General features: G+C 58.6%; 18 protein-coding genes and 1 pseudogene. 2 read left to right on the plus strand and 17 right to left on the minus strand.

The features are described from left to right. Positions 1–589: 589 nt before the first annotated feature. Positions 590–970: pseudogene (locus tag ABRP98_RS06575) on the minus strand (helicase); the annotation flags it as partial. Between the two features lie 320 nt (positions 971–1,290). Here ABRP98_RS06575 and ABRP98_RS06580 point away from each other — a divergent pair. After that, on the plus strand, positions 1,291–1,782 hold the full coding sequence (locus tag ABRP98_RS06580; RefSeq protein ID WP_284622930.1) for a YbjN domain-containing protein: 492 nt from the start codon (positions 1,291–1,293) through the stop codon (positions 1,780–1,782). Beyond that, entirely contained in the window at positions 1,775–2,296 is a 522-nt protein-coding gene (locus ABRP98_RS06585) for a YbjN domain-containing protein (RefSeq protein WP_349858189.1), read from the plus strand. The genes ABRP98_RS06580 and ABRP98_RS06585 overlap by 8 nt, the downstream gene beginning before the upstream one ends. 101 nt (positions 2,297–2,397) lie before the next feature. Here the strand turns inward: ABRP98_RS06585 and ABRP98_RS06590 are convergent, their stop codons facing one another. The 16 genes from ABRP98_RS06590 to aspS form a co-directional block, all read right to left on the minus strand. Further along, positions 2,398–3,252, minus strand: coding sequence for a PPK2 family polyphosphate kinase (locus tag ABRP98_RS06590; protein ID WP_284622932.1), 855 nt, complete (start codon positions 3,250–3,252; stop codon positions 2,398–2,400). A 91-nt stretch (positions 3,253–3,343) separates the two neighbouring features. Then, a complete protein-coding gene (gene nusB / locus ABRP98_RS06595; RefSeq protein WP_349858191.1) occupies positions 3,344–3,988 on the minus strand; it encodes a transcription antitermination factor NusB in 645 nt (214 codons plus the stop codon). Between the two features lie 9 nt (positions 3,989–3,997). Further along, entirely contained in the window at positions 3,998–4,561 is a 564-nt protein-coding gene (gene efp, locus ABRP98_RS06600) for an elongation factor P (protein WP_023017433.1), read from the minus strand. A gap of 139 nt (positions 4,562–4,700) precedes the next feature. After that, the gene (locus ABRP98_RS06605) at positions 4,701–5,807 is read right to left on the minus strand and encodes an aminopeptidase P family protein (protein ID WP_284864356.1); all 1,107 of its coding nucleotides are present in this window, start codon (positions 5,805–5,807) and stop codon (positions 4,701–4,703) included. Positions 5,808–5,942: 135 nt separating this feature from the next. After that, positions 5,943–6,371, minus strand: a complete 429-nt coding sequence (aroQ, locus tag ABRP98_RS06610) for a type II 3-dehydroquinate dehydratase (RefSeq protein WP_284784178.1) — start codon at positions 6,369–6,371, stop codon at positions 5,943–5,945. Between the two features lie 2 nt (positions 6,372–6,373). After that, a complete protein-coding gene (aroB, locus tag ABRP98_RS06615; protein WP_349858194.1) occupies positions 6,374–7,444 on the minus strand; it encodes a 3-dehydroquinate synthase in 1,071 nt (356 codons plus the stop codon). Between the two features lie 62 nt (positions 7,445–7,506). Next, complete coding sequence (locus ABRP98_RS06620) at positions 7,507–8,046, minus strand: shikimate kinase (RefSeq protein WP_349858197.1); 540 nt, start codon at positions 8,044–8,046, stop codon at positions 7,507–7,509. After that, positions 8,047–9,258, minus strand: coding sequence for a chorismate synthase (gene aroC / locus ABRP98_RS06625; RefSeq protein ID WP_349858201.1), 1,212 nt, complete (start codon positions 9,256–9,258; stop codon positions 8,047–8,049). It abuts the gene before it with no gap. A gap of 21 nt (positions 9,259–9,279) precedes the next feature. Then, positions 9,280–9,720 (minus strand): prepilin peptidase, encoded by a 441-nt coding sequence (locus ABRP98_RS06630; RefSeq protein ID WP_296088045.1) that lies wholly within the window; start codon positions 9,718–9,720, stop codon positions 9,280–9,282. A gap of 71 nt (positions 9,721–9,791) precedes the next feature. Beyond that, positions 9,792–10,610, minus strand: coding sequence for a shikimate dehydrogenase (locus ABRP98_RS06635; RefSeq protein ID WP_284769728.1), 819 nt, complete (start codon positions 10,608–10,610; stop codon positions 9,792–9,794). 36 nt (positions 10,611–10,646) lie between these two features. Beyond that, positions 10,647–11,840: an endolytic transglycosylase MltG gene (gene mltG, locus ABRP98_RS06640; RefSeq protein ID WP_284782243.1), complete on the minus strand. Its 1,194-nt coding sequence runs from the start codon at positions 11,838–11,840 to the stop codon at positions 10,647–10,649. Between the two features lie 37 nt (positions 11,841–11,877). Next, the gene (ruvX, locus tag ABRP98_RS06645) at positions 11,878–12,429 is read right to left on the minus strand and encodes a Holliday junction resolvase RuvX (RefSeq protein ID WP_349858202.1); all 552 of its coding nucleotides are present in this window, start codon (positions 12,427–12,429) and stop codon (positions 11,878–11,880) included. Between the two features lie 9 nt (positions 12,430–12,438). Beyond that, on the minus strand, positions 12,439–15,123 hold the full coding sequence (alaS, locus tag ABRP98_RS06650; RefSeq protein ID WP_349858203.1) for an alanine--tRNA ligase: 2,685 nt from the start codon (positions 15,121–15,123) through the stop codon (positions 12,439–12,441). A gap of 127 nt (positions 15,124–15,250) precedes the next feature. Further along, the gene (locus ABRP98_RS06655; protein WP_349858205.1) at positions 15,251–16,636 is read right to left on the minus strand and encodes a replication-associated recombination protein A; all 1,386 of its coding nucleotides are present in this window, start codon (positions 16,634–16,636) and stop codon (positions 15,251–15,253) included. A gap of 31 nt (positions 16,637–16,667) precedes the next feature. Beyond that, positions 16,668–17,882 (minus strand): phosphotransferase family protein, encoded by a 1,215-nt coding sequence (locus ABRP98_RS06660; protein ID WP_284769724.1) that lies wholly within the window; start codon positions 17,880–17,882, stop codon positions 16,668–16,670. A gap of 125 nt (positions 17,883–18,007) precedes the next feature. Beyond that, positions 18,008–19,834 carry an aspartate--tRNA ligase gene (aspS, locus tag ABRP98_RS06665; RefSeq protein ID WP_349858209.1) on the minus strand — a complete coding sequence of 609 codons (1,827 nt, stop codon included), beginning with the start codon at positions 19,832–19,834 and terminating at the stop codon, positions 18,008–18,010. Positions 19,835–20,041: the final 207 nt, after the last annotated feature.

Raw genomic sequence — 20,041 nt, forward strand, 5'->3', positions numbered from 1 at the left:
GCACGCCGTACCTCCCCCACCCCGACCCCTAAAATTCGCGCAGAGACACCATCCCGCCCCAAGTTGTGCACCCAGCTCGCTAGCGGGCCGCGATGTCCGCCACTGTCAGAGTGGTCGCAGTGGTGGAGGGATGGGGCGTCGGCAAGCTCCGCTAGGCGATGGTGCGTGTGCCGAGCGCGCCCTGAGCGGGCTTTATCGAGCAACCCTAGAGAGCTCCTTTTCGACGATATCCTGTGAGTTGATGAATCTAAGAGGCACCTTTAGGAGCTCGTCGCCGAACTGCACCACCAAGCCTCACTAAGAAATTGAGAACCGCAGTCATAGGAATAGTAGCGATTGGCTCGGACGAGCTTGGTCGCGGCCGCGACTGCGTCCACTGTATGACCCGCTCGATTTCCGCGACGAGGTGTAGTGTTAGAAAATAGAGTTGATGACTACTTCCAAGCCCCACGCAGATGACACCGGCGATAGTGCTGCCGGGGCGGCGTCGACAAGCAGTGCAGCCACCAAGTCCGAAGGTACTGCCTAGAGTTGGGTGCTCGCGCTGTTTCGGATGGCATTGGGTGCCGGCATCCTGTTCCTGTCTCTACAGGCGCTCATCAGAAAGCGCCGACTTCACCGCGGAGAGCTGATAATCCAGCGGATCCGCCAGCATCTGCGTGGCCACCTCCAACCGCTTTTGGTACAGCGGCACCGGCGTGCGGCGCAGCGTCGACTCCAACCACAAGCGAGTATGCCGAAAGTGCGAAGACTCATCCGGGGTCACCGCGACATTGGCTGGGTCAAAGACCGTGATGTCATCAAGCGCGGTGAAGAAGGTCGCGGTGGTATCCCGCACGTAATCACTGACACCACGCGCACGAATGCGGAACCCATCAGTGGTGCGGGTGACGTTGCTGACCAGCCAATGCTCATCGCGGCACTCGATGGTCACACCGGGAGCGAGCTGGGAGAAATCGGGAAGACTCATGGACTCCAAAGTAGCAGCCAGGGGTGGGCTCGGACGTGGATTATACGGACCATAAATTCGGGCTATGCGTAACCGAGTACGTGCTGATCCAGAGCTCAAAATCGTGGCCACGGGCAGCAGGTTGTGCACGCCGGCTGGTCAAGTCCGGTTGAGGAAATCTGCGGCAAACCATGTTGATCCGTCACGTACTTCGGTCCGCGTGCCGGACTGTGAACAAGACCTGCCACAATACTCACTTGCCAGAAAGCGCCGGTGTAGTTAGGTAAACTAGAAAGGGTTGACCATTATCCCCGATTAGTACATGGATTGAGACTACTTACGTGTCTGAAGAACCAACCCTGTATCCCGATACGCCCATTGAGGATGTCACCCTCGAGCGCATCGGTGAGATTTTTGACTCCGAAAAGCTCGAGTACCGCGTAGAAGAACAGACCGTCGGCGAAGGTGGAACGGTAAAGATCCTGCGCACCGGCTTTTCCAATATCGCTATTGCCCTGCAGGTGCGTGACGATGTCCTCGTGGCGGACTCCGTCTGGCGCGGTAATGCCCCAGCCTCGGAGGGCCCACAACTGCTCATGGTTCTCAACAAGTGGAACCAACAGCACTTCGCGCCCACCCTGCGCTTTTTTGAATCGTCCGAAAATAATCTGGCCGTCTCCGGCGTGCGCGAAATCAACATTTCCCATGGCCTGTCCCGCAACCAGATCGGTGCCTTCGTAATGTCCACCTTGGACTCCATGCTGCAGTCCATGGCTTTTGTTGAAGAGCACTACCCACAGCTTGTCACCTGGGAGGAGCATAACCATGACTAATGCATCCACCGCATCCACCGAAAACAACTTGCCCGAGGTCGATCTGGACCGCGTCGTTGCCGCCATGGGCACCTTCGATATTGAGCTGACCAAGGTGGAAGGCGAAATTGACGCCGCCACCGCCAACCTCAATGGCCTGTCCACCATGTTTGCTGTCCTGGATTCCGTTGTCATCGTGCGCTGCGATGTGCCAACCGATGCCTCATTTTCCAAGACCGATGCCGGGCTCTTCCTCGCCGCCAACCAGATCAACTCTGTCGCATTTGGCGCGCGAGCCGTTATTTCTGAGCACGATGACATGCTCGTCGTCCGCACCGAGCGCGATATTCCCGCCGCCGCCGGAATGACCGATGAGCAGCTCACCACCGCTTTGAAGAAGGCCGTCGACGCCGTCATCAACGGCCAGGACGCCATGGTGTCTGCCGCCGAGGAAATGGCCAAGCTCGGATCTGAAACCGCCGCGAAGGCCGGAAACGGCAGCGAGGAAAACTCGGCGCCGTCTGGAAACGCCTAGTCTGCCATTTCTCTAAGCGCATCCCCGCACTTGTCTCGCCCGCCTCGCACACTCGCGTGCTATGCCGCGGCGACGGTGCGGGGATTTTGGGCGGCTAGTGCCTAGTCCGCATCGAGGATGCGCTGCTTTTCTGCCTCCGGATCGAATTCGGGCGCGGGCCACGACAGGTTAAGGTGCCGCAGCGCATCGACGATGAGATATTTCAAGGCCATGCGCGCGTACTTCTTATTATCCGTAGGAATGACAAACCATGGTGCCCAAAGCTCATCAGTCCGGCGGATGGCATCCTCATAAGCCGCCATGTATTTATCCCAATAGCCGCGCTCTTCAAGATCTGAAGGATCGTACTTCCAGAACTTATCCTCGCGCTCGGTGCGCTCGATGAGGTTTTCCTTTTGGAACTCCGGCGAGATGTGCAAAAAGACCTTCAAGATCTTTACCCTCTTTCCGGCGAGCTCTTGCTCATATTCACGAATCGCCTCGAAGCGGCGGTCGATCTCTTCCTCATCCACCCACTCGTGCACGCGCTGAATCAAGACGTCTTCGTAGTGGGAACGGTCGAAGGCCACAACTTGGCCAGGAACCGGATCGTGTTTGCGGATGCGCCACAGGAAATCGTGTTGCATTTCCTCTTCCGTGGGCTTGCCAAAACCGACGGTCTTCGTGCCCTGCGGATCAAAGACGGAAAAGACATGGCGAATGGCCCCACCTTTGCCGGAGGTATCCATGCCTTGCAGGACCACTAATAACGAGGGCGCATCATCGGCATGCGCCCTACCATTGGCAAAAAGGCGCTCCTGCAAATCATAGAGCTCATTGTCATAGCGTTTGAAGCGGTCTTCTAAGTCAGACTTTGAGCCATCGAAACCTGGAGTCGCCGTGGGATCGACATCGGCAAGCTTGAAGGTTTTTCCGGCGCGGAGATCGAGCGCATCTTTGATCTTAAATTTACCCATGACAAACAGTGTACAAACGCCAGGGTGTGGACCGAGTGAACCGGTTGTCTCCCGCGGCATAGCGCAGCGGGAGACGGGGGAACGGTTTGATTTAGGAGTTTTCCTCTTCCGCGTCTGCTTCCGCTTCCGCTTCCGCAGCCGGGGCTGACTCTCCTTGCTCCTTGGGCTCCCCTGGCGCCTCTGCGTGCGTCGAGTCCGCAGAGTCCTCTTGGGAATCCTCGGCTTCCGCGTCGTCGCTTTCTTCCTCTTGACCGACGTTATTCATCGGGCTCAGCTCGGAACGAGATTGCGCGACGTCATCCAAGACCGCGTGGATATACGGTGCGGCTTGATCGTGGGAATACTGCGAGGCCAGCTCCACGCCTTCGACGACGGCCGTCGCGGTGGGAACGTCCGGATTAAACAACAGCTCCCAGACCGAAAGGCGCAAGATTGCGCGATCGACGGCGGGGATCCGGTGCAGCTCCCAGTTCTGGGAAAGGTACCGCGAGATCGTGTCATCGATAGCGTCTAGCTCTTCTGCGACACCTTGGACGATGACCTTGGTGTAATCCGCGATCGGCGCTACCGCGTGGCGATCCTCGCGCGCCAAGGCAACGCGGTCCTCAACGATGGCAACGGGATCAACGTCCCTGTTCTCCGCTTCATAGAGGATATCCGCTGCGCGCCGGCGCGCCCGGTAGCGCGCGGTATGCCGTTTATGATTGATATCCCGCTTAGCAGTGTTATCAGACAAGATAAGGCCCTAGTTGTTGACGCGGGACAGGTACTCGCCGGTGCGGGTATCGATCTTTAGTACATTGCCGATTTCAATGAACAGCGGCACCTGGATCTCGGCGCCGGTCTCCAGCGTGGCGGGCTTGGTGCCGCCGGAGGAACGGTCACCCTGCAGGCCTGGCTCGGTGTGCTCTACCTTGAGGTCGACGGAGATAGGAAGTTCCGCGAACAATGCCTCATCCTCGTAGAAGGAGACCTGCACGCGCATGTTTTCCAGCAGGAAACGTGCGGCATCGCCAAACTTATCTGGCGAAAGCTCAAACTGCTCGAAGGTCTTTTCATCCATGACGACGTAGCTGGTGCCGTCGTTGTACAGGTAGGTCATATCGCGACGGTCCACCGTGGCGGTTTCTACCTTGACGCCCGAGTTCCAGGTCTTGTCCACGGTCTTTCCGGAGACAACGTCCTTGAGCTTGGTGCGCACAAACGCTGGGCCCTTGCCCGGCTTCACATGCTGAAACTCGGTGATCTGCATCAGCTTGTTGTCAATCTTGAGAACGAGTCCGTTCTTGAAATCAGTAGTATCAGCCATTGCGGTTAAACTCCCGAATATTGTGGTTGAAAGGTTGAAAGCAAAGTATAAGCCTACCGGATAGCCCGCACCCTCTGATCCACCGGTACCCCCTAAAATCTCCGCCCTTAGGAGGGAGGAGTTACGGGACCAAGCCTACCTATGCCGGCAGCTCCGTAAAGTCCTTGGAAGCGGCGGTAATGATCTTTGGGGCTCCATTGGTGATGATGAGCGTATCTTCGATGCGTACGCCACCCTTGCCTGGCACATATACGCCCGGTTCGATGGTGAGTGTCATTCCCGGGGCCAGTTCTCCCTTACCGGTCGTGGCGGCAAAGGGGGCCTCGTGCACGTCCAAACCCACGCCGTGCCCAGTGGAGTGCACGAAGTAGTCGCCGTATCCGGCATCGGCGATGATGGTGCGGCAGGCGGCGTCGACATCGGAAAGCGACGTGCCCGCAACCGCAGCCTCGACACCGGCCTGCTGGGCGCGCAGCACCACATCGTAGATCTCCTTGGCAAAGTCATTTGCCGTACCCACGACGTAGGTGCGGGTGCAGTCAGAGTTAAATCCGCGCAGGTGAGCGCCGAAGTCGATGGTGACCAAGTCTCCATCTTCAATCACGCGATCGTCCGCGCCGTGGTGCGGCATCGCAGAGTTCGGACCAGAGGCCACGATGGTATCGAAGCTCACCCGCTCCGATCCCAGGATGCGCATGCGAAATTCTAGGTCAGCAGCAACTTCGCGCTCCGTGCGGCCCGCCCGCAGCTCGCCGGCGGAAATGAGGTCTTCCAACGCCTGATTAGCAAGCGCCGCGATCTCCTCCAGCTTTTCCAGCTCTACGGGATCCTTCGTGATGCGGATATCTTCGATGATTCCAGAAATGGGTACCAAGGTGACCCCATCCGGTGCAGAATCCTTCAGCTCTTCCAATTCCGATACAGACATGTAGTCAGCCTCAAAACCGACGCGAACCGGCGACTGAGCATCATCGAACTGCTGCAAGAGCACCTTGCCTACAGCACGGCCCTCTACAGCTTCTAGATCCGGAACTTCCTGGGCAATCTGGGTGGTATAGCGGCCATCGGTAGCCATGAGCGCGGAGAGATCCTTGCGCAGCAAAAGCCCACCGTTGGAACCGGAGAACCCGGACAAGTAGCGGACGTGGATTAAGTGGGTTACCAATACCGCATCAATGCGCTGACCAGCTAATTCGGCGGCTAACTTCCGGCGGCGATCGCTGAACCGGGTATCTGCAAGTGCCATAGAATCATCCTTTGCGGGAATCGTATTGAAGTGTAAAAATTTATTCTTCCACTATATCTATTTCCGCGGCGATGATGGCTAGGTTCAGTACCTACTTACCGCCTGCCCCCGAAAAGGCGCGACTCGGGCCGGCAATTATTGGCACAAATAATCCACCGCGGCGCAGTACCCAAAGACCCCCAGGCCGGCGATGACGCCGCGGGCAATGGGGCTCAAATAAGAATGATGGCGAAATTCTTCGCGGGCATGCACGTTGGAGATATGCACCTCGACGAAGCCTGCGCCATCGGCGATTTCTGCCAAGGCATCGCGCAAAGCAACGGAGGTATGCGTCAGACCACCTGGGTTAATGATGACCGCACTACCAGCATCGGCGGCCGCATGGACTTTCTCGATGAGCTCGCCTTCAAAATTAGACTGGAAAAACTCGATGTCTGCCCCGTGCTTCGCCGCACGCTCGGACACGAGCTTTTCAACATCGCTTAGCGTCGTGGAACCGTATACGTCCGGTTGGCGCTTGCCCAACCTATTTAGGTTCGGACCATTGAGAACAACGATTTTCATATCTACTCCGTGATGGCGGTATATGCCGCTTCTAGCTCTTCGCGCGTCGGACCCTCTATCCGCGTCGTCGCGCCGATACCGGTGAGCGCCACGAAACGTATCTTCCCATCGCGGTTTTTCTTATCGTGGGTCATTGCCTCATATAATTCCGCGAATTTGCCCGGTTCATACGTCGTAGGCAGCCCGATATTGCTCAAGATGCTGCGGTGCATATCCACCAGTTCTGCATCTATGAGGCCCCGGTGGTGGGAAAGATGGGCAATGAACATCATTCCTACGGCTACCGCGTTGCCGTGGCGCCACACATACTTTTCCTGCCTTTCCACGGCGTGGCCAAAGGTATGCCCATAATTGAGGGTCTCGCGCAACCCGGCTTCCTTGAGATCTTCTCCCACCACCGCAGCCTTTACCGCGATGGATCGCTCAATCAATTCGGGCAGAACACCGCGTGGGTCAAGGCAAGCATCTGGATTTTCCACGTAGTGCTGCACAATGACCGGATCATGAATGAACCCAGTCTTAATGATCTCAGCAGAACCAGCCACGATCTCCGCCTGTGGGAGGGTCTCTAGGCGCTCCAGATCGACGAATACAGAGTCCGGCTCGTGGAAGGCGCCGACGAGATTCTTCCCGGCCTTCGTATTAATTCCAGTTTTCCCGCCCACTGCGGCATCAACCATGGCGAGAAGGGTCGTAGGGACCTGAATCACTTTGATTCCGCGCATCCACCCGGCAGCGACAAAACCTGCCATGTCCGTGGTTGCCCCGCCGCCGACGCCGATGACGACATCGCTGCGGCTAAAGCCCGCCTCACCAAGGCGGTCCCACACGTTTCCCACCACGCTAAGTTGCTTCGCCGCCTCGGCATCCGGCACCTCGCACAAGACTGGGATGACGCCGTGTGCTTCAACGGATGCTGCGAGCTCTTCTGCTGCGGTGCGCAGGGCCGGCTGAAAGATGATTGCTGCCTTATCAGCGCCTGTGTCCGCGCAGCGCCGTGCGATATCTTCGCTGAGTCCAGCTCCTATGCGGACCTCATAAGGGCTCGGCCCGTTAACGGCGATGGTGGGCATGATGGTGTCCTTTCTACGGAGCGATAGCCTGCAGGATTGCGCGGGTAGGTGTAACTCCCCGCCTAGAGGGTTTCTAAAAAGCCCAGGATATCCCCCACCACCTGCTGCGGGGAGCGAGTATCCGTGCGCACGCGGAAATCGGCTACCTCCAAGTAGAAGGGCCTGCGCGTTTCCACGATAGAGCGATAATGTTCAACTGGATTATCCGCTGCTAGCACCGGACGATTGCGATCGCCGGCCGTGCGGCGCGCGCCTTCTTCTGCGGAAATATCGAGGAATACGACGGTGTGGCGCTCCAAAAGCTCACGCGTGGAGGCCGTCATCACCGCGCCCCCACCAAGGCTTACTACTCCACCCTTCTGCAAGGCCGCAGCGACATGTTCGGCCTCGAGCTCGCGAAACGCTGGTTCGCCTTTCTCACTAAAGACCTCGCCGCAGGGTTTTCCCTCGGCCATTTCAATCAGGTGATCCGAGTCCACCAGGTCGCAATTCAGCGCATGCGAAAGCCGGCGGCCAATCGTGGATTTTCCCGCACCTGGCGGGCCAATCAAAACGACGCAAGGATGTGGCTGTCCCGTTACATCGGTTGGCGTTGTCATCATTTACTCCTGGTTAAAGGCGAGACGCTGCGATACGTATTCTTCATATGCAGCAATGGCGCGGGAGGTTTCGCTCAAGCTATCCCCGCCAAATTTATCTAAAACTGCGCGCGCTAGCACGAGTGAGACCATGGCTTCAGCCACCACTCCTGCTGCCGGCACGGCGCAGACATCTGAACGCTGGTGAATTGCAGTGGCATCCGCACCTGTTTCCATGTCAATCGTGTGCAAGGCGCGCGGCACCGTGGAAATCGGTTTCATGGCGGCCCGGACACGCAATTGCTGCCCGTTGGTCATGCCGCCTTCCAAGCCTCCGGCCCGGTTGCTGAGCCTTGTGACACCATCCTCGGTGCGGACCATCTCATCGTGGGCTTCGGAACCGCGTCGACGTGCCTCTTCGAAGCCATCGCCGATTTCTACGCCCTTGATGGCCTGAATACCCATCAAGGCTCCGGCAAGCTGCGCATCCAAGCGGTCATCGCCGGAGATATGTGAGCCGAGGCCAATAGGTAGACCATCGACGATCACCTCTACGATTCCGCCTAAGGTATCGCCCTGCTTCTTTGCGGTTTCAATCTCTGAAATCATCGCCGATTCGGCGTCTTTGTCAAAGGCGCGCACCGGAGAATTATCAATATCCTCGATATCCGCAAAGCTCGGGGAAGCTCCGGTATAGGGCTGCGATGCGCCGATAGAAATCACGTGGGAGAAGACCTCAACTCCCAACGTTTCCCGTAGGAAGTTCCGCGCTACCGTCGCGGCGGCAACACGTGCGGCGGTTTCCCGAGCAGAAGAGCGCTCCAAGATGGGGCGGGCCTCGCTGTGGTTATATTTCACCATGCCCGCGAAATCAGCGTGGCCTGGGCGCGGGCGCTGCAAGGGTGCACCCCGGCCCGAATTCATCGCCTTCGCTACGTCCTCATCCTCCATATCGATGGGATCTGCAGACATGACGGTGGTCCACTTCGGCCATTCAGTATTGCCGATCATGATGGCAATGGGGCTACCAATCGTCAGCCCATGGCGGACGCCGCCGAGCAGCGTTACCTCATCGGCTTCGAACTTCATGCGCGCGCCGCGGCCATATCCTAGGCGGCGCCGTGCAAGCTGATAGGAAATATCAGCACGGGTAATGGGCACTCCGGCCGGCATGTGCTCCAGCATGGAGATCAGTGCCTGGCCGTGGGATTCACCAGCGGTAGTCCAACGAAGCATGCGGGTATTATCGCACGGCCCCTATCCACAAGGAGCAACTAGGCACCCCAATATATTCGCCTCCCCCTCAATGAGGGGATAAACCACCATAGCCAGCCCAGCGGATACCACCATCGAGGGACCGTGAGGCACGCCGCCCTTGACGTTCACGATACCGCTTGCCAGCAATGTGAGTACAGCTGCGCCACCACAGGCCATGAGGACGGCCAATGGTCCTGCTGTGGCACCAACGAGCATCCCCAGTGGCAGGGCCAATTTAATATCTCCCCCGCCGATGCCAGCACCCCGCAGAGCCACTAGGAGGTACAGTACTGGCCACAATAAACCGCCCCAATTGAAAAAAGTGACAGATAAAAGCCCAGCCGGGATGGTCAGCACATCCGGCAAACGCCGCTCGCCGATATCCCACCAGGACAACGCAGACGCCCACAGGCCATAAACTATTCCCCCGAAAATCCCCATGACATAAGGCTAAGCGCCGCCCTGCCACTCTTCATGGCATGGCGGCGCACATGGGCGTATTCCCAGAATGATTAGAGATTGCGAAGGCGAAGCTCTTCCTGCAGTGCCGCAACCATCTCTTCGCGTGGTGCGGTAAGACCGGTGAATTGCTCGAATTGACTAAATGCTTGATGTGCCAGCATGACGTGCCCACCCACGGTGAAATAGCCATTCGCAGCGGCGCAGGCGGCGAGCGTCGTGGGCCACGGATGATAAATCACATCGAGTACGGGCGCATGCGCAAGCCGGAAGCGATAGTCCTCTAAGGCGGCCGAAGGCACGGTGGAAATAATCAAATCCGCTGACCGGGAAAGGTCCTCGAGGTCATCGTCAAAAGTAGCGTACTGCAGATTGAGTCCCAGCCGGTCCGCCAAAGGCTGGAGCTCTGCTTGGCGGTTCGAGCGGTTCAAGATGGTTACCTGGTCGATTCCGCGTTCTGCTAAAGCCCACAGCGCCGGACGGGAGGTTCCACCCGCGCCAATGATAAGGGCCTGAGACACGGGCCGGAGCCCGATGAGTTCTTGCAGCGCGCCGCGCACGCCCTCAGTATCTGTGTTGTCCGCGCGCCAACCGTGCTGGGTGCGAACCAAGGTATTAGCAGAACCGATGAGCTGTGCACGCTCGCTTTGTTCTTCCGCAACCTCGAGCGCGGCGAACTTACCGGGCATGGTCACGGAAAAGCCGCGGTACTCGGGACCACAATCTTCCAAAAATGGGGCGAGGGTATCGTCCGTAACCTCAAAGCGGGTATAGGACCAGTCCTTAAGCCCGACTGCGCCATACCCTGCGTTGTGCAGGATAGGCGATAAGGAGTGAGCGATGGGACTACCGAGTACTGCGGCGCGCGGCATGGGTTCGTCTCTACCTTTCTGACTGCGGCCTACGGCCTATTCAGCCGGTTGCTCCGAGGCGGCATCGCCGTTGCCGGCACCTGCTCCTTCGCCCTCGCGCTGCGAGTCGAGGACGCCGGAGCGGATGGCATCATCCACGCGGTCCAGGTGCTCATCGTAGGTATCAGAGAACACGGTGGTGCCGTCCTTATCCACGGTTACGAAGAACTTCCAGCTACCATCGGCCGGTTCTTCCATGGCGCGAATTGCCTCATCAGAAGGCGAGGAAATCGGCGTATCCGGCAGGCCTTCCTTGGCGTAGGTATTCCACGGAGTCTTTTCCGCACGAGCCTCATCGGTGGTGGCAAGCTCAACGTCTTCCAGCCCGTAGTTCACAGTGGAGTCGAACTCTAGGCGCATGGGCTCGTCAAGGCGGTTCAGGATGACGCGAGCGACCTTGTCGAATTCGCCGGCAGGCGCCTCACGCTCAACCAAGGACGCAGAGGTCAAAAGCTCGTACGGCGACAGACCGATGGCCTTGGCACGATTTTCGATATCGGTTTCCTCATAGCGCTTGGCAGAGCGGGTAATGAGGTCCTTCAGGATATCTTCGGCGCTCATATTCGGGTCGAGCACGTACTGACCAGGGGCAATCAGGCCCTCAATACGCTTCGGGTCATTGCCGCGCTTTTTAATCGCGTCAAGTGCCCATTCGGGTGCGCCGAGCTCCTTAGGATCAGTTTCTGCCGCCGCCTTTTCCAGTTCTTCCTTGTCCAGGCAATTGCCGTCATCGCAGCTGACCTGGGAGATCAAAGAGTAGATACCAAAGCGCACGTCACCGCCGACGACCTTCACGTCCTCCAGGGTGGCACCGCCTTGGACCTCAAGCATGTCCACACGGTTGTTTTCATCGAGCAATGCCTCTACCGCATTCGCCGCGCTCATTTCTTCCTGCAGGCGGTAGAAGCCAGGCTGAATCTGGCTGGCGCTGTGGTTCATCGACGCCGCGGAGTCGAATGCCTCTTGGGTCTTGACCACATTCTTATCCACGAGCGTGGGGCCCAGCTCGGACATGGACGACCCTTCGGGGACCTCCACCAATTGCGTGGTGCCGTTACCGGCCCCTTCGTAGTCGGCCGAAGAAGTGCCGATGCGTACTCCGATGTAGATCAGAGCTCCTAAAATGACGATGACGGATGCGACCACCACGGCGATGCCGCGCTGGCGCCGCTTGACGTACTTATCATCCATCGATCGCCCGAGGCGTTGTTGGTTACGGCTCACGTGTTTAGTCTCCTGAGTTTGAAGGCTGGGCTACTGCATCATCCGAGCGGAGCGCGTTAGCACGCCCATCCAGCCAGGACTGTAGTATTTCCACCGCTGCAGCTTGGTCAATGATTTTTCTGCCCTTCTTTTCGGACACGCCGGACGCGCGCAGCGCGGTGGTTGCCGCTACCGTCGTCAAACGTTCATCAGCCAAGCGTACTGGTGGTGGAACTTTATCTATATTTTCATCTTGATTCAAGCGGCGTCGAATCCGAAACGCAATTTCTTTCGCGTGTTTTACACTTTTTGAGCCATTTCCCTGTAAATCACGCGGCAAACCAACAATGACTTCTACCGCGGAATATGCCTCAATAAGCTCCAGAATTCGATCAATGTCTTCTTGATCGCGGTCTTTGAAACCGGTCTTCCTGGGAACGGTTTCCACAGGGGTAGCGAGGGTGGCCTCACGGTTGGATGCCGCAACGCCAATTCGCACTGTGCCTACGTCGAGTGCTAGCCGGCGGCCCTCGCCTGGGTCATTGACACCCGGGGAATCTGGTTCAACTTTTGCCATAATAAGCCCTTAGCGCGACTGCAAAAGATCCTTGACGGCCTCGAAGCCCCGCTGCGCACCTTCCGGCGCGGTGCCGGAGCCCTGCGCCATGTCCGGCTTGCCGCCGCCGCGACCGTTGACGTATTCGCCGAGACGCTTGACGATGTCCCCAGCTTTCACGCCCTCGTCCACCGCCTTGGCCGTAGCGGCCGCAATGAACGGGAACTTACCCTTGTCCGCTGCACCGAGCACGATGACAGCGGCCGTATCCTTCATGCGGTTGCGGATATCGGTGGCCACGGTGCGCAGGTCGCCGCCCGAGGTGCCATCGGGAAGCTGCAGCGCAATGGTCTTGATCCCATTGACCTCGGTAGCCGAGTCGATGAATTCAGAGGCGCGCGCGGTCAGTTGCGCCTTGCGCAGGACCTCGATTTCCTTCTCAGCGGCCTTGAGCCTCTCCGAAAGCTGCGAAATGCGCTCTGGGAGCTCCTCCGACTGCACCTTCAGCTCGCGAGAAACGCCTTCTACCAGCGCAGTTTCCTTGGAGTAGTACCGGAAGGCATCCATGCCGGAGTAAGCCTCAATGCGGCGGGCACCGGAGCCAACCGAGGACTCACCGAGCACGGAAACGGGACCGATCTCTGCCGAGGAACCAACGTGGGTGCCGCCGCAGAGCTCGATGGAAAATGGTCCGCCGATTTCCACCACGCGAACCTGGTTTCCGTAGTTTTCACCGAACAGGGCCATAGCACCCATCGCCTTAGCTTCTTCCAGTGAGGTCTCGATGGTGTTGACGGCCATATTGGAGTCGATCGCCTGGTTAGTAATCAGGGCGATTTCTTCCATTTGCTCTTTGCTCAACTGCTCGGTGTAGTTAAAGTCGAAGCGCAGGTAGCCCGGACGGTTAAGGGAGCCTGCCTGCACGGCAGTGGGTCCCAGCACCTGCCGCAGGGCTGCGTGAATGAGGTGGGTGGCCGAGTGCGCCTGGGTCGCACCGTGGCGCCACTTCTCATCTACGGAAGCCTCAACAGACATGCCAAGATCGAGCCCACCGGCGGTAACGGAAGCCTTGTGTACCCACAGCTTCTTGCCAATCTTCTGGACGTCATTGACCTCCAGAAGGGATTCGCCCGCAGAAATGCGGCCGCGGTCAGCCATCTGTCCGCCGGACTCAGCGTAGAGCGGCGAGTGGTCCAAAATAACCTCAACCTCATCGCCCTCGTGCACCTCGTTGACCTTCTGGCCATCTTTGACCAGGCCGATGACGTTCGCCCCCGAGACCAGTTCCTCATAACCGGTGAATACGGTGGGATTATTATCCACCCAGTCGCGGTACAAGGAGAGGTCGGTGTGGCCGTGCTTCTTGGCTTGGTTATCGGCCTTGGCGCGGCGGCGCTGCTCGCCCATGGCGGCATTAAAGCCTTCCATGTCCACGTCAAGGCCGGCTTCCTGCGCCATTTCCAGGGTGAGGTCAATGGGGAACCCATAGGTATCGTGCAGCTCAAAAGCCTTATCACCGGAAAGCACCTTTTGGGTCTTCGCGCGGTGGGTAGTGCGCAGGTCATCCACGGCTTCATCGAAAAGCTTGGTGCCAGATTCCAGCGTCTTCAAAAACGCCTTTTCCTCATTGATGGCCACGCGGAGGATGCGCTCGCGGTTATCCGCAATCTCAGGATAAGACGGGGTCATGGTATCCATGACCGTATTCATGAAGCGCTCCATGGTGGCGCCCTCGGCGCCGAGCAGCTTTGCGGAGCGAATGATGCGGCGCAACAGGCGGCGCAAGATATAGCCCCTGCCCTCATTACCTGGGGTAACGCCATCCAAGATGAGCATCATGCCGGTGCGCGAGTGGTCAGCCACCACGCGGAAGCGGATATTATCCTGCTGCGTTGCCTTCTCGCCGTAGGTGGCGCCGGTAAGCTCCTCAGCAACGTCAATAACCGGGCGGAGAAGGTCGGTTTCGTAGACGTTGTCTACTCCCTGCAACAGGCAAGCGACGCGCTCGATGCCCAAGCCGGTATCGATGTTTTTCTTCGGCAGTTCGCCGACGATCTCAAAATCGCCCTTTCCGGTTCCCTCGCCGCGCTCATTTTGCATGAACACGAGGTTCCAGATCTCCATATAGCGGTTATCGTCCGCAATCGGGCCGCCGTCCTTGCCGTATTCGGGCCCGCGATCGTAATAGATTTCCGAGCAGGGCCCACACGGACCCGGCACGCCCATGGACCAGTAGTTATCTTCCATGCCAAGGCGCTGGATGCGCTCTTCTGGCACGCCGATCTTATCGCGCCAGATTTCCGCTGCCTCATCGTCATCGAGGTACACGGTGACCCACAGGCGCTCCGGGTCAAGGCCAAACCCGCCGTCGGCTACGTCTTTGGTCAACAGGTTCCATGCATTGGAAATGGCGCCTTCCTTGAAGTACTGGCCAAAGGAGAAGTTACCCGCCATTTGGAAGAAGGTGTTGTGGCGGGTGGTAATGCCAACTTCCTCAATATCCAAGGTGCGCACGCACTTTTGGATAGAGGTGGCAAGCCCTTGAGAAAATGGTGGGGTCTGCTGGCCCAAGAAATAAGGCTTGAAGGGCACCATGCCCGCGTTAACGAAAAGCAGGTTAGGGTCATCCAGGATCAAAGAGGCGCTGGGGACAACCTCGTGACCAGAATTGACGAAGTGCTGGGTAAACCGTTCCCGGATCTCATGAGTCTTCACGAGCAATAATCCTAACTGTCTAAGCTTTTATCTTCCATCAAGAAGCTTTCTAACCCATCCAACTTTACCTACTGGTGGGCAGGCCTTGCCCATCGGTGGGGCCAAAACCAGCCGAGCAGGCTCGCACTCAGCGGCGCTTGCCGCGAAGTATCCTGCGCAAACGGCCAATATAGTCAAAGATTCGTTTTTCAGCGCCGTGCTCGGTGGGCTCATAATATACGGTGCCCTCGAGCTCATCGGGCAGGTATTGTTGCTCCACTACCCCGCGCGGATCATCGTGGGGATAGGAATACCCCGTCGCATTTCCCAGCCGTTTTGCGCCCTCATAGTGCCCATCGCGCAGGTGCGGCGGCACGTGGCCGACCTTGCCGGCGGCGACATCGGCTTGTGCCTTAGTAATGGCAGCGATTACGGACGGCGATTTCGGCGCCGTCGCCAAGTGAATCGTTGCCTGCGCCAGCGGGATGCGCGCTTCAGGCAAGCCGATTAGTTGTGCCGCCTCTGCGGCCGCGACTGCGACTTGCAAGGCCGTGGGATCAGCCATGCCAATATCCTCTGAGGCGTGAACCATCAGACGGCGGGCAATAAACCGCGGATCCTCGCCAGCCTCAACCATGCGCGCTAAATAGTGCAGCGCGGCATCGACATCAGAGCCGCGGATGGACTTGATGAAAGCGGATGTCACGTCGTAGTGCTGATCGCCGTCGCGGTCATAGCGCACCACCGCCCGATTCACGTTATCCGTAATCGTGGCCGCGGTGATCTCGCCGCCATCATCAACCGCTTCCGCGGCCGCTTCGAGGTAGGTCAGACTGCGCCGAGCGTCGCCCCCAGAGAGCACGACGAGCTGGTTTAAGGCCTCATCAGTAATGGTCAAGTCGCGCTCCCCTAGCCCCCGGTCGCTGTCTAGCGCGCGGCGCGCTACGCCCTTGAGATCCTCCTCGCTCAGCGAGTGCAGCTGCAGGAGGAGCGAGCGGGACAGCAACGGCGAGACGACCGAGAAGGATGGGTTTTCGGTCGTCGCTGCAACGAGCAGGACCGTCCGGTTTTCCACCGCTGCCAGCAAGGCGTCCTGCTGAGTTTTGGAGAAGCGGTGAACCTCATCGATAAAAAGCACCGTCCTCCGGCCGTGAATGAGTTCCTGCCGGGCATGGGTAATGACTTCGCGCACCTGCTTCACCCCTGAATCAAGGGCGGAGAGACCAACAAAGTTTTGGCCCATCTGGCTCGCGATGAGCGAAGCAATCGTCGTCTTGCCGGTCCCGGGCGGACCATACAAAATGACCGAGGCCTCACCGGAGCCTTCAACTAGGCGGCGCAGCGGCTTGCCCGGGGCAAGGAGGTGGGCTTGCCCCACAACCTCTTCTAGGGTCTGTGGGCGCATGCGGGCGGCCAAGGGCGAGCCGGAATGCGTGGCAAAGAGATTGGCCGTGGGAAAAGACGATGACGAGCCATCGCCTCCCATACTGCCACCGGCATTGGGAGAGGCGCCGAAGAGAGAATCCTGGCTCATGTGGTTTTAGCTCCCCAGAAAGGTGTAGTGATTATTCGTCGTGGACGCGGCGGGCAACAAGGTTGCCAAACTCCGCGATAGCCGTACACGGTGCGGTTCCGCACTGGGCGGCGTAGCGCGCGAGCGCGTCAAAGGTTTCATAGAGGTCTTGGCGTACCAATAGCTCGTCCTCGTTAAAAGGTCCGCTATCTGGCGGGCGCAAGATCGAGCGCTGCGGGTCGTGAACAATCTCTGCGTCCCCGCTAGCAAGGGCAACCAATCCCTCAATTCCCCCAGCGTGCATGGTAGTCACGCTAGACAGGGCCCAACCAATGAGGGAGGCGACGATAAGGCCGTGTAGCTCTTCTTCATCGGCAAAGCGCGGCCATACCTCAGATACTTCGCGCGACCATGCCGCGAGGAATGTATCCGCTTCCTTATCCGTGATTGGTTTAGAGAATAGGAACTGTGGGAAGCCCGCGATAACGCAGGCGACGTCAAAGCCCACGTTCCTAAACCCCGCCCATTCATAGTCCAAGAAGTGCAGGCGCTTAGAAACGATGATGTTATCCGGCGAGAGATCGAAGGGAGTAAAGGCCCTATCCTTGCCGGAGGCGAGGGATTCGGCGGCTTGATCGGCCAAGCTGCGAAAACTCTCTGGGGCCTTGAGCCCTGCCTCATCAAGCAGGTTCAGCCCGATACCAATGGAGCGATACAAGGACTGATCGCGCACGGATTGGTGATCGGCGTATTCCGGGTTATGCCGCAAGGTGCGATTCAGCAAGGTTTCAAAATCCTGCTCATGATCTGCGGTTCCTACGTGAATATGCCCCAATGCTGTGCCCAATGAACGCAGGATCCGAATGCGATCCTCATCGGAAGATTCCAAAAGCACGTCCGCGAGCGTTTCGGCCTCGCCCAAATCCGTCAATACGATGATGCGACGGTCTAAATCGTGCGCGAGCAGCACCGGCCCTGGGCGCACGTCTTCTGCTAAAGCGGTGGTAAATTGGTAGGCCACGACCTCGCGCAGCATCGCTGCGTCATCAACACCATAGCCGGTTACTGGATTGTATTTGATAACCACAGAGCGATGCGGCAAAAAGGCGCTAGGGGCAACTTTCGCGCGCAGCACTAAGGCATTGCCGGATCCGCCTAAATCCTCAATATCCGACATTTCTGGCGTGCCACCAAAGCGGCGCGACAACATTTCCGATGCGGCACTGATGACCTCATCGGCCGAAAGCACTGTCTGTGTATCAACCATAGTTCTATCCAGTATGCCCTCCACCACAAAGCGGGGGCCACACCCTCACCGCACAAATCTCTCATGCGGCGAGGGCGCGCGCCCCGCTTGACCTAAAAATGGTGTCGTGAAAGCGAGCCTAAGAACTAGTTCTCCTGCTCTGATTTCGCGGCCTTAGCCTCTTCGCCGTTCTTTTTCTTCTCCGGCTTGAAGTCCACGCCGGTTTCCTTGCGCTGTGCGGCAGGGATGGGTGCGGGGGCATCGGTAAGCGGATCCACGCCGCCACCGGACTTCGGGAAGGCAATGACGTCACGGATGGAGTCAAAGCCGCCCAAGAGGGATACGATGCGGTCCCAGCCAAAGGCGATGCCGCCGTGTGGCGGTGCGCCGTAGGAGAAGGCATCGAGCAAGAAGCCGAACTTCTCTTGTGCTTCCTCATCTCCAATGCCCATGACCTCGAAGACGCGCTTTTGCACATCTTCTTGGTGGATACGGATGGAACCGCCGCCGATCTCGTTGCCGTTGCAGACGATGTCGTAGGCGTACGCCGTGGCCTCGCCCGGGTTCTCATCGAAGGAATCGATCCACTCCGGCTTCGGCGAGGTGAAGGCGTGGTGCACCGCGGTCCACTTGGAGTGGCCCAAAGCCACGTCGCCGGAAGCGGTGGCATCGGCAGAAGGCTCGAAAAGCGGGGCGTCAACGACCCAAGTAAAGGCCCAGTCGCCTTCCTTGATGAGGTCGAGCTTCTTGGCAATTTCACCGCGGGCTGCACCCAACAGCGCGCGGGAAGACTTGGTGTCGCCGGCGGCGAAGAAAATAGCGTCACCGGGCTTTGCGCCCACGTGCTCGGCGATGCCCTCGCGCTCCGCGTCGGTAATGTTCTTGGCCACTGGCCCACCCAGGGTGCCGTCCTCTGCGACGGTGATGTAGGCGAGACCCTTGGCGCCGCGCTGCTTAGCCCAATCCTGCCATGCATCGAACTGGCGGCGCGGCTGCGAAGCACCGCCGTCCATGACTACGGCACCGACGTATTCGTTCTGGAAGACGCGGAAGGTGGTGTCCTTGAAGAACTCCGTGCACTCGACGATCTTGATATCAAAGCGCAGGTCCGGTTTATCGGAGCCGTAGTACTTCATGGCATCGGCATAGGTCATGCGCGGGATTGGGGTCGGAATGTCGTAGCCGATGAGCTTCCACAGCTCTTTGACGATCTCCTCACCAAGCGCGATGACATCGTCTTGATCCACGAAGGACATCTCCACGTCCAGCTGGGTAAATTCCGGCTGGCGGTCTGCGCGGAAGTCCTCATCGCGGTAGCACCGTGCAATCTGGTAGTAGCGCTCCATGCCGGCCACCATCAGCAGCTGCTTGAATAGCTGCGGCGACTGCGGCAGCGCGTACCAAGAACCCGGCTTCAGGCGGGCAGGGACCAAAAAGTCGCGCGCACCCTCTGGGGTGGAGCGGGTCAAGGTAGGGGTTTCGATTTCAGCGAAGTCGTGCTTATCCAGCACGTTCCGGGCCGCGCGGTTGGCAGCAGAGCGCAGGCGCAATGCCTTTGCCTGGCGCTCGCGGCGCAGATCCAAGTAGCGGTACTTCAGGCGGGTCTCCTCGCCTACCTCGCCAGAGGCGGAGGGATCATCTACCTGGAAGGGCAGCGCTGCGGATTTGTTGAGCACCTCCAGGTCGGTCACGTTGACCTCGATCTCTCCGGAAGGCAGGTTCGGGTTTTCGGAGCCTTCTGGGCGCGGCTCCACCACGCCGGTTACCTTGACACAGTATTCCGAACGCAGGTCGTGGGCGCGCTCTGCGACATCGGATTCGCGGAAGACTACCTGGGCAATACCGGAACGATCGCGCAGGTCAATGAAGATGACGCCGCCGTGGTCACGGCGACGAGACACCCAACCGGTTAGGGTTACGGTCTCTTTTGCCAGTTCTTTGCGGAGCTCACCGGCCAAATGGGTACGCAGCACTATAATTCAATCCCTTCTAAAATGGAGTTACTTGCGGGTCCAGCCACGCGTAAACAGCGCGCGCCCAACCAAGCACAAGACTAGGAACTTGGCCAATTCTACATCCCACCGCTACTTCCGCTCCTATTAAGCCCAATTAATCCACAGCACACGGTCACGAGCCCAGTGCCACTGCCCGCCCCCGGAAAGGGAGTGCCCGCTGCGCAC

This window comes from Corynebacterium sp. KPL2838, assembly GCF_040225455.1.
Lineage (GTDB): Bacteria > Actinomycetota > Actinomycetes > Mycobacteriales > Mycobacteriaceae > Corynebacterium > Corynebacterium rhinophilum.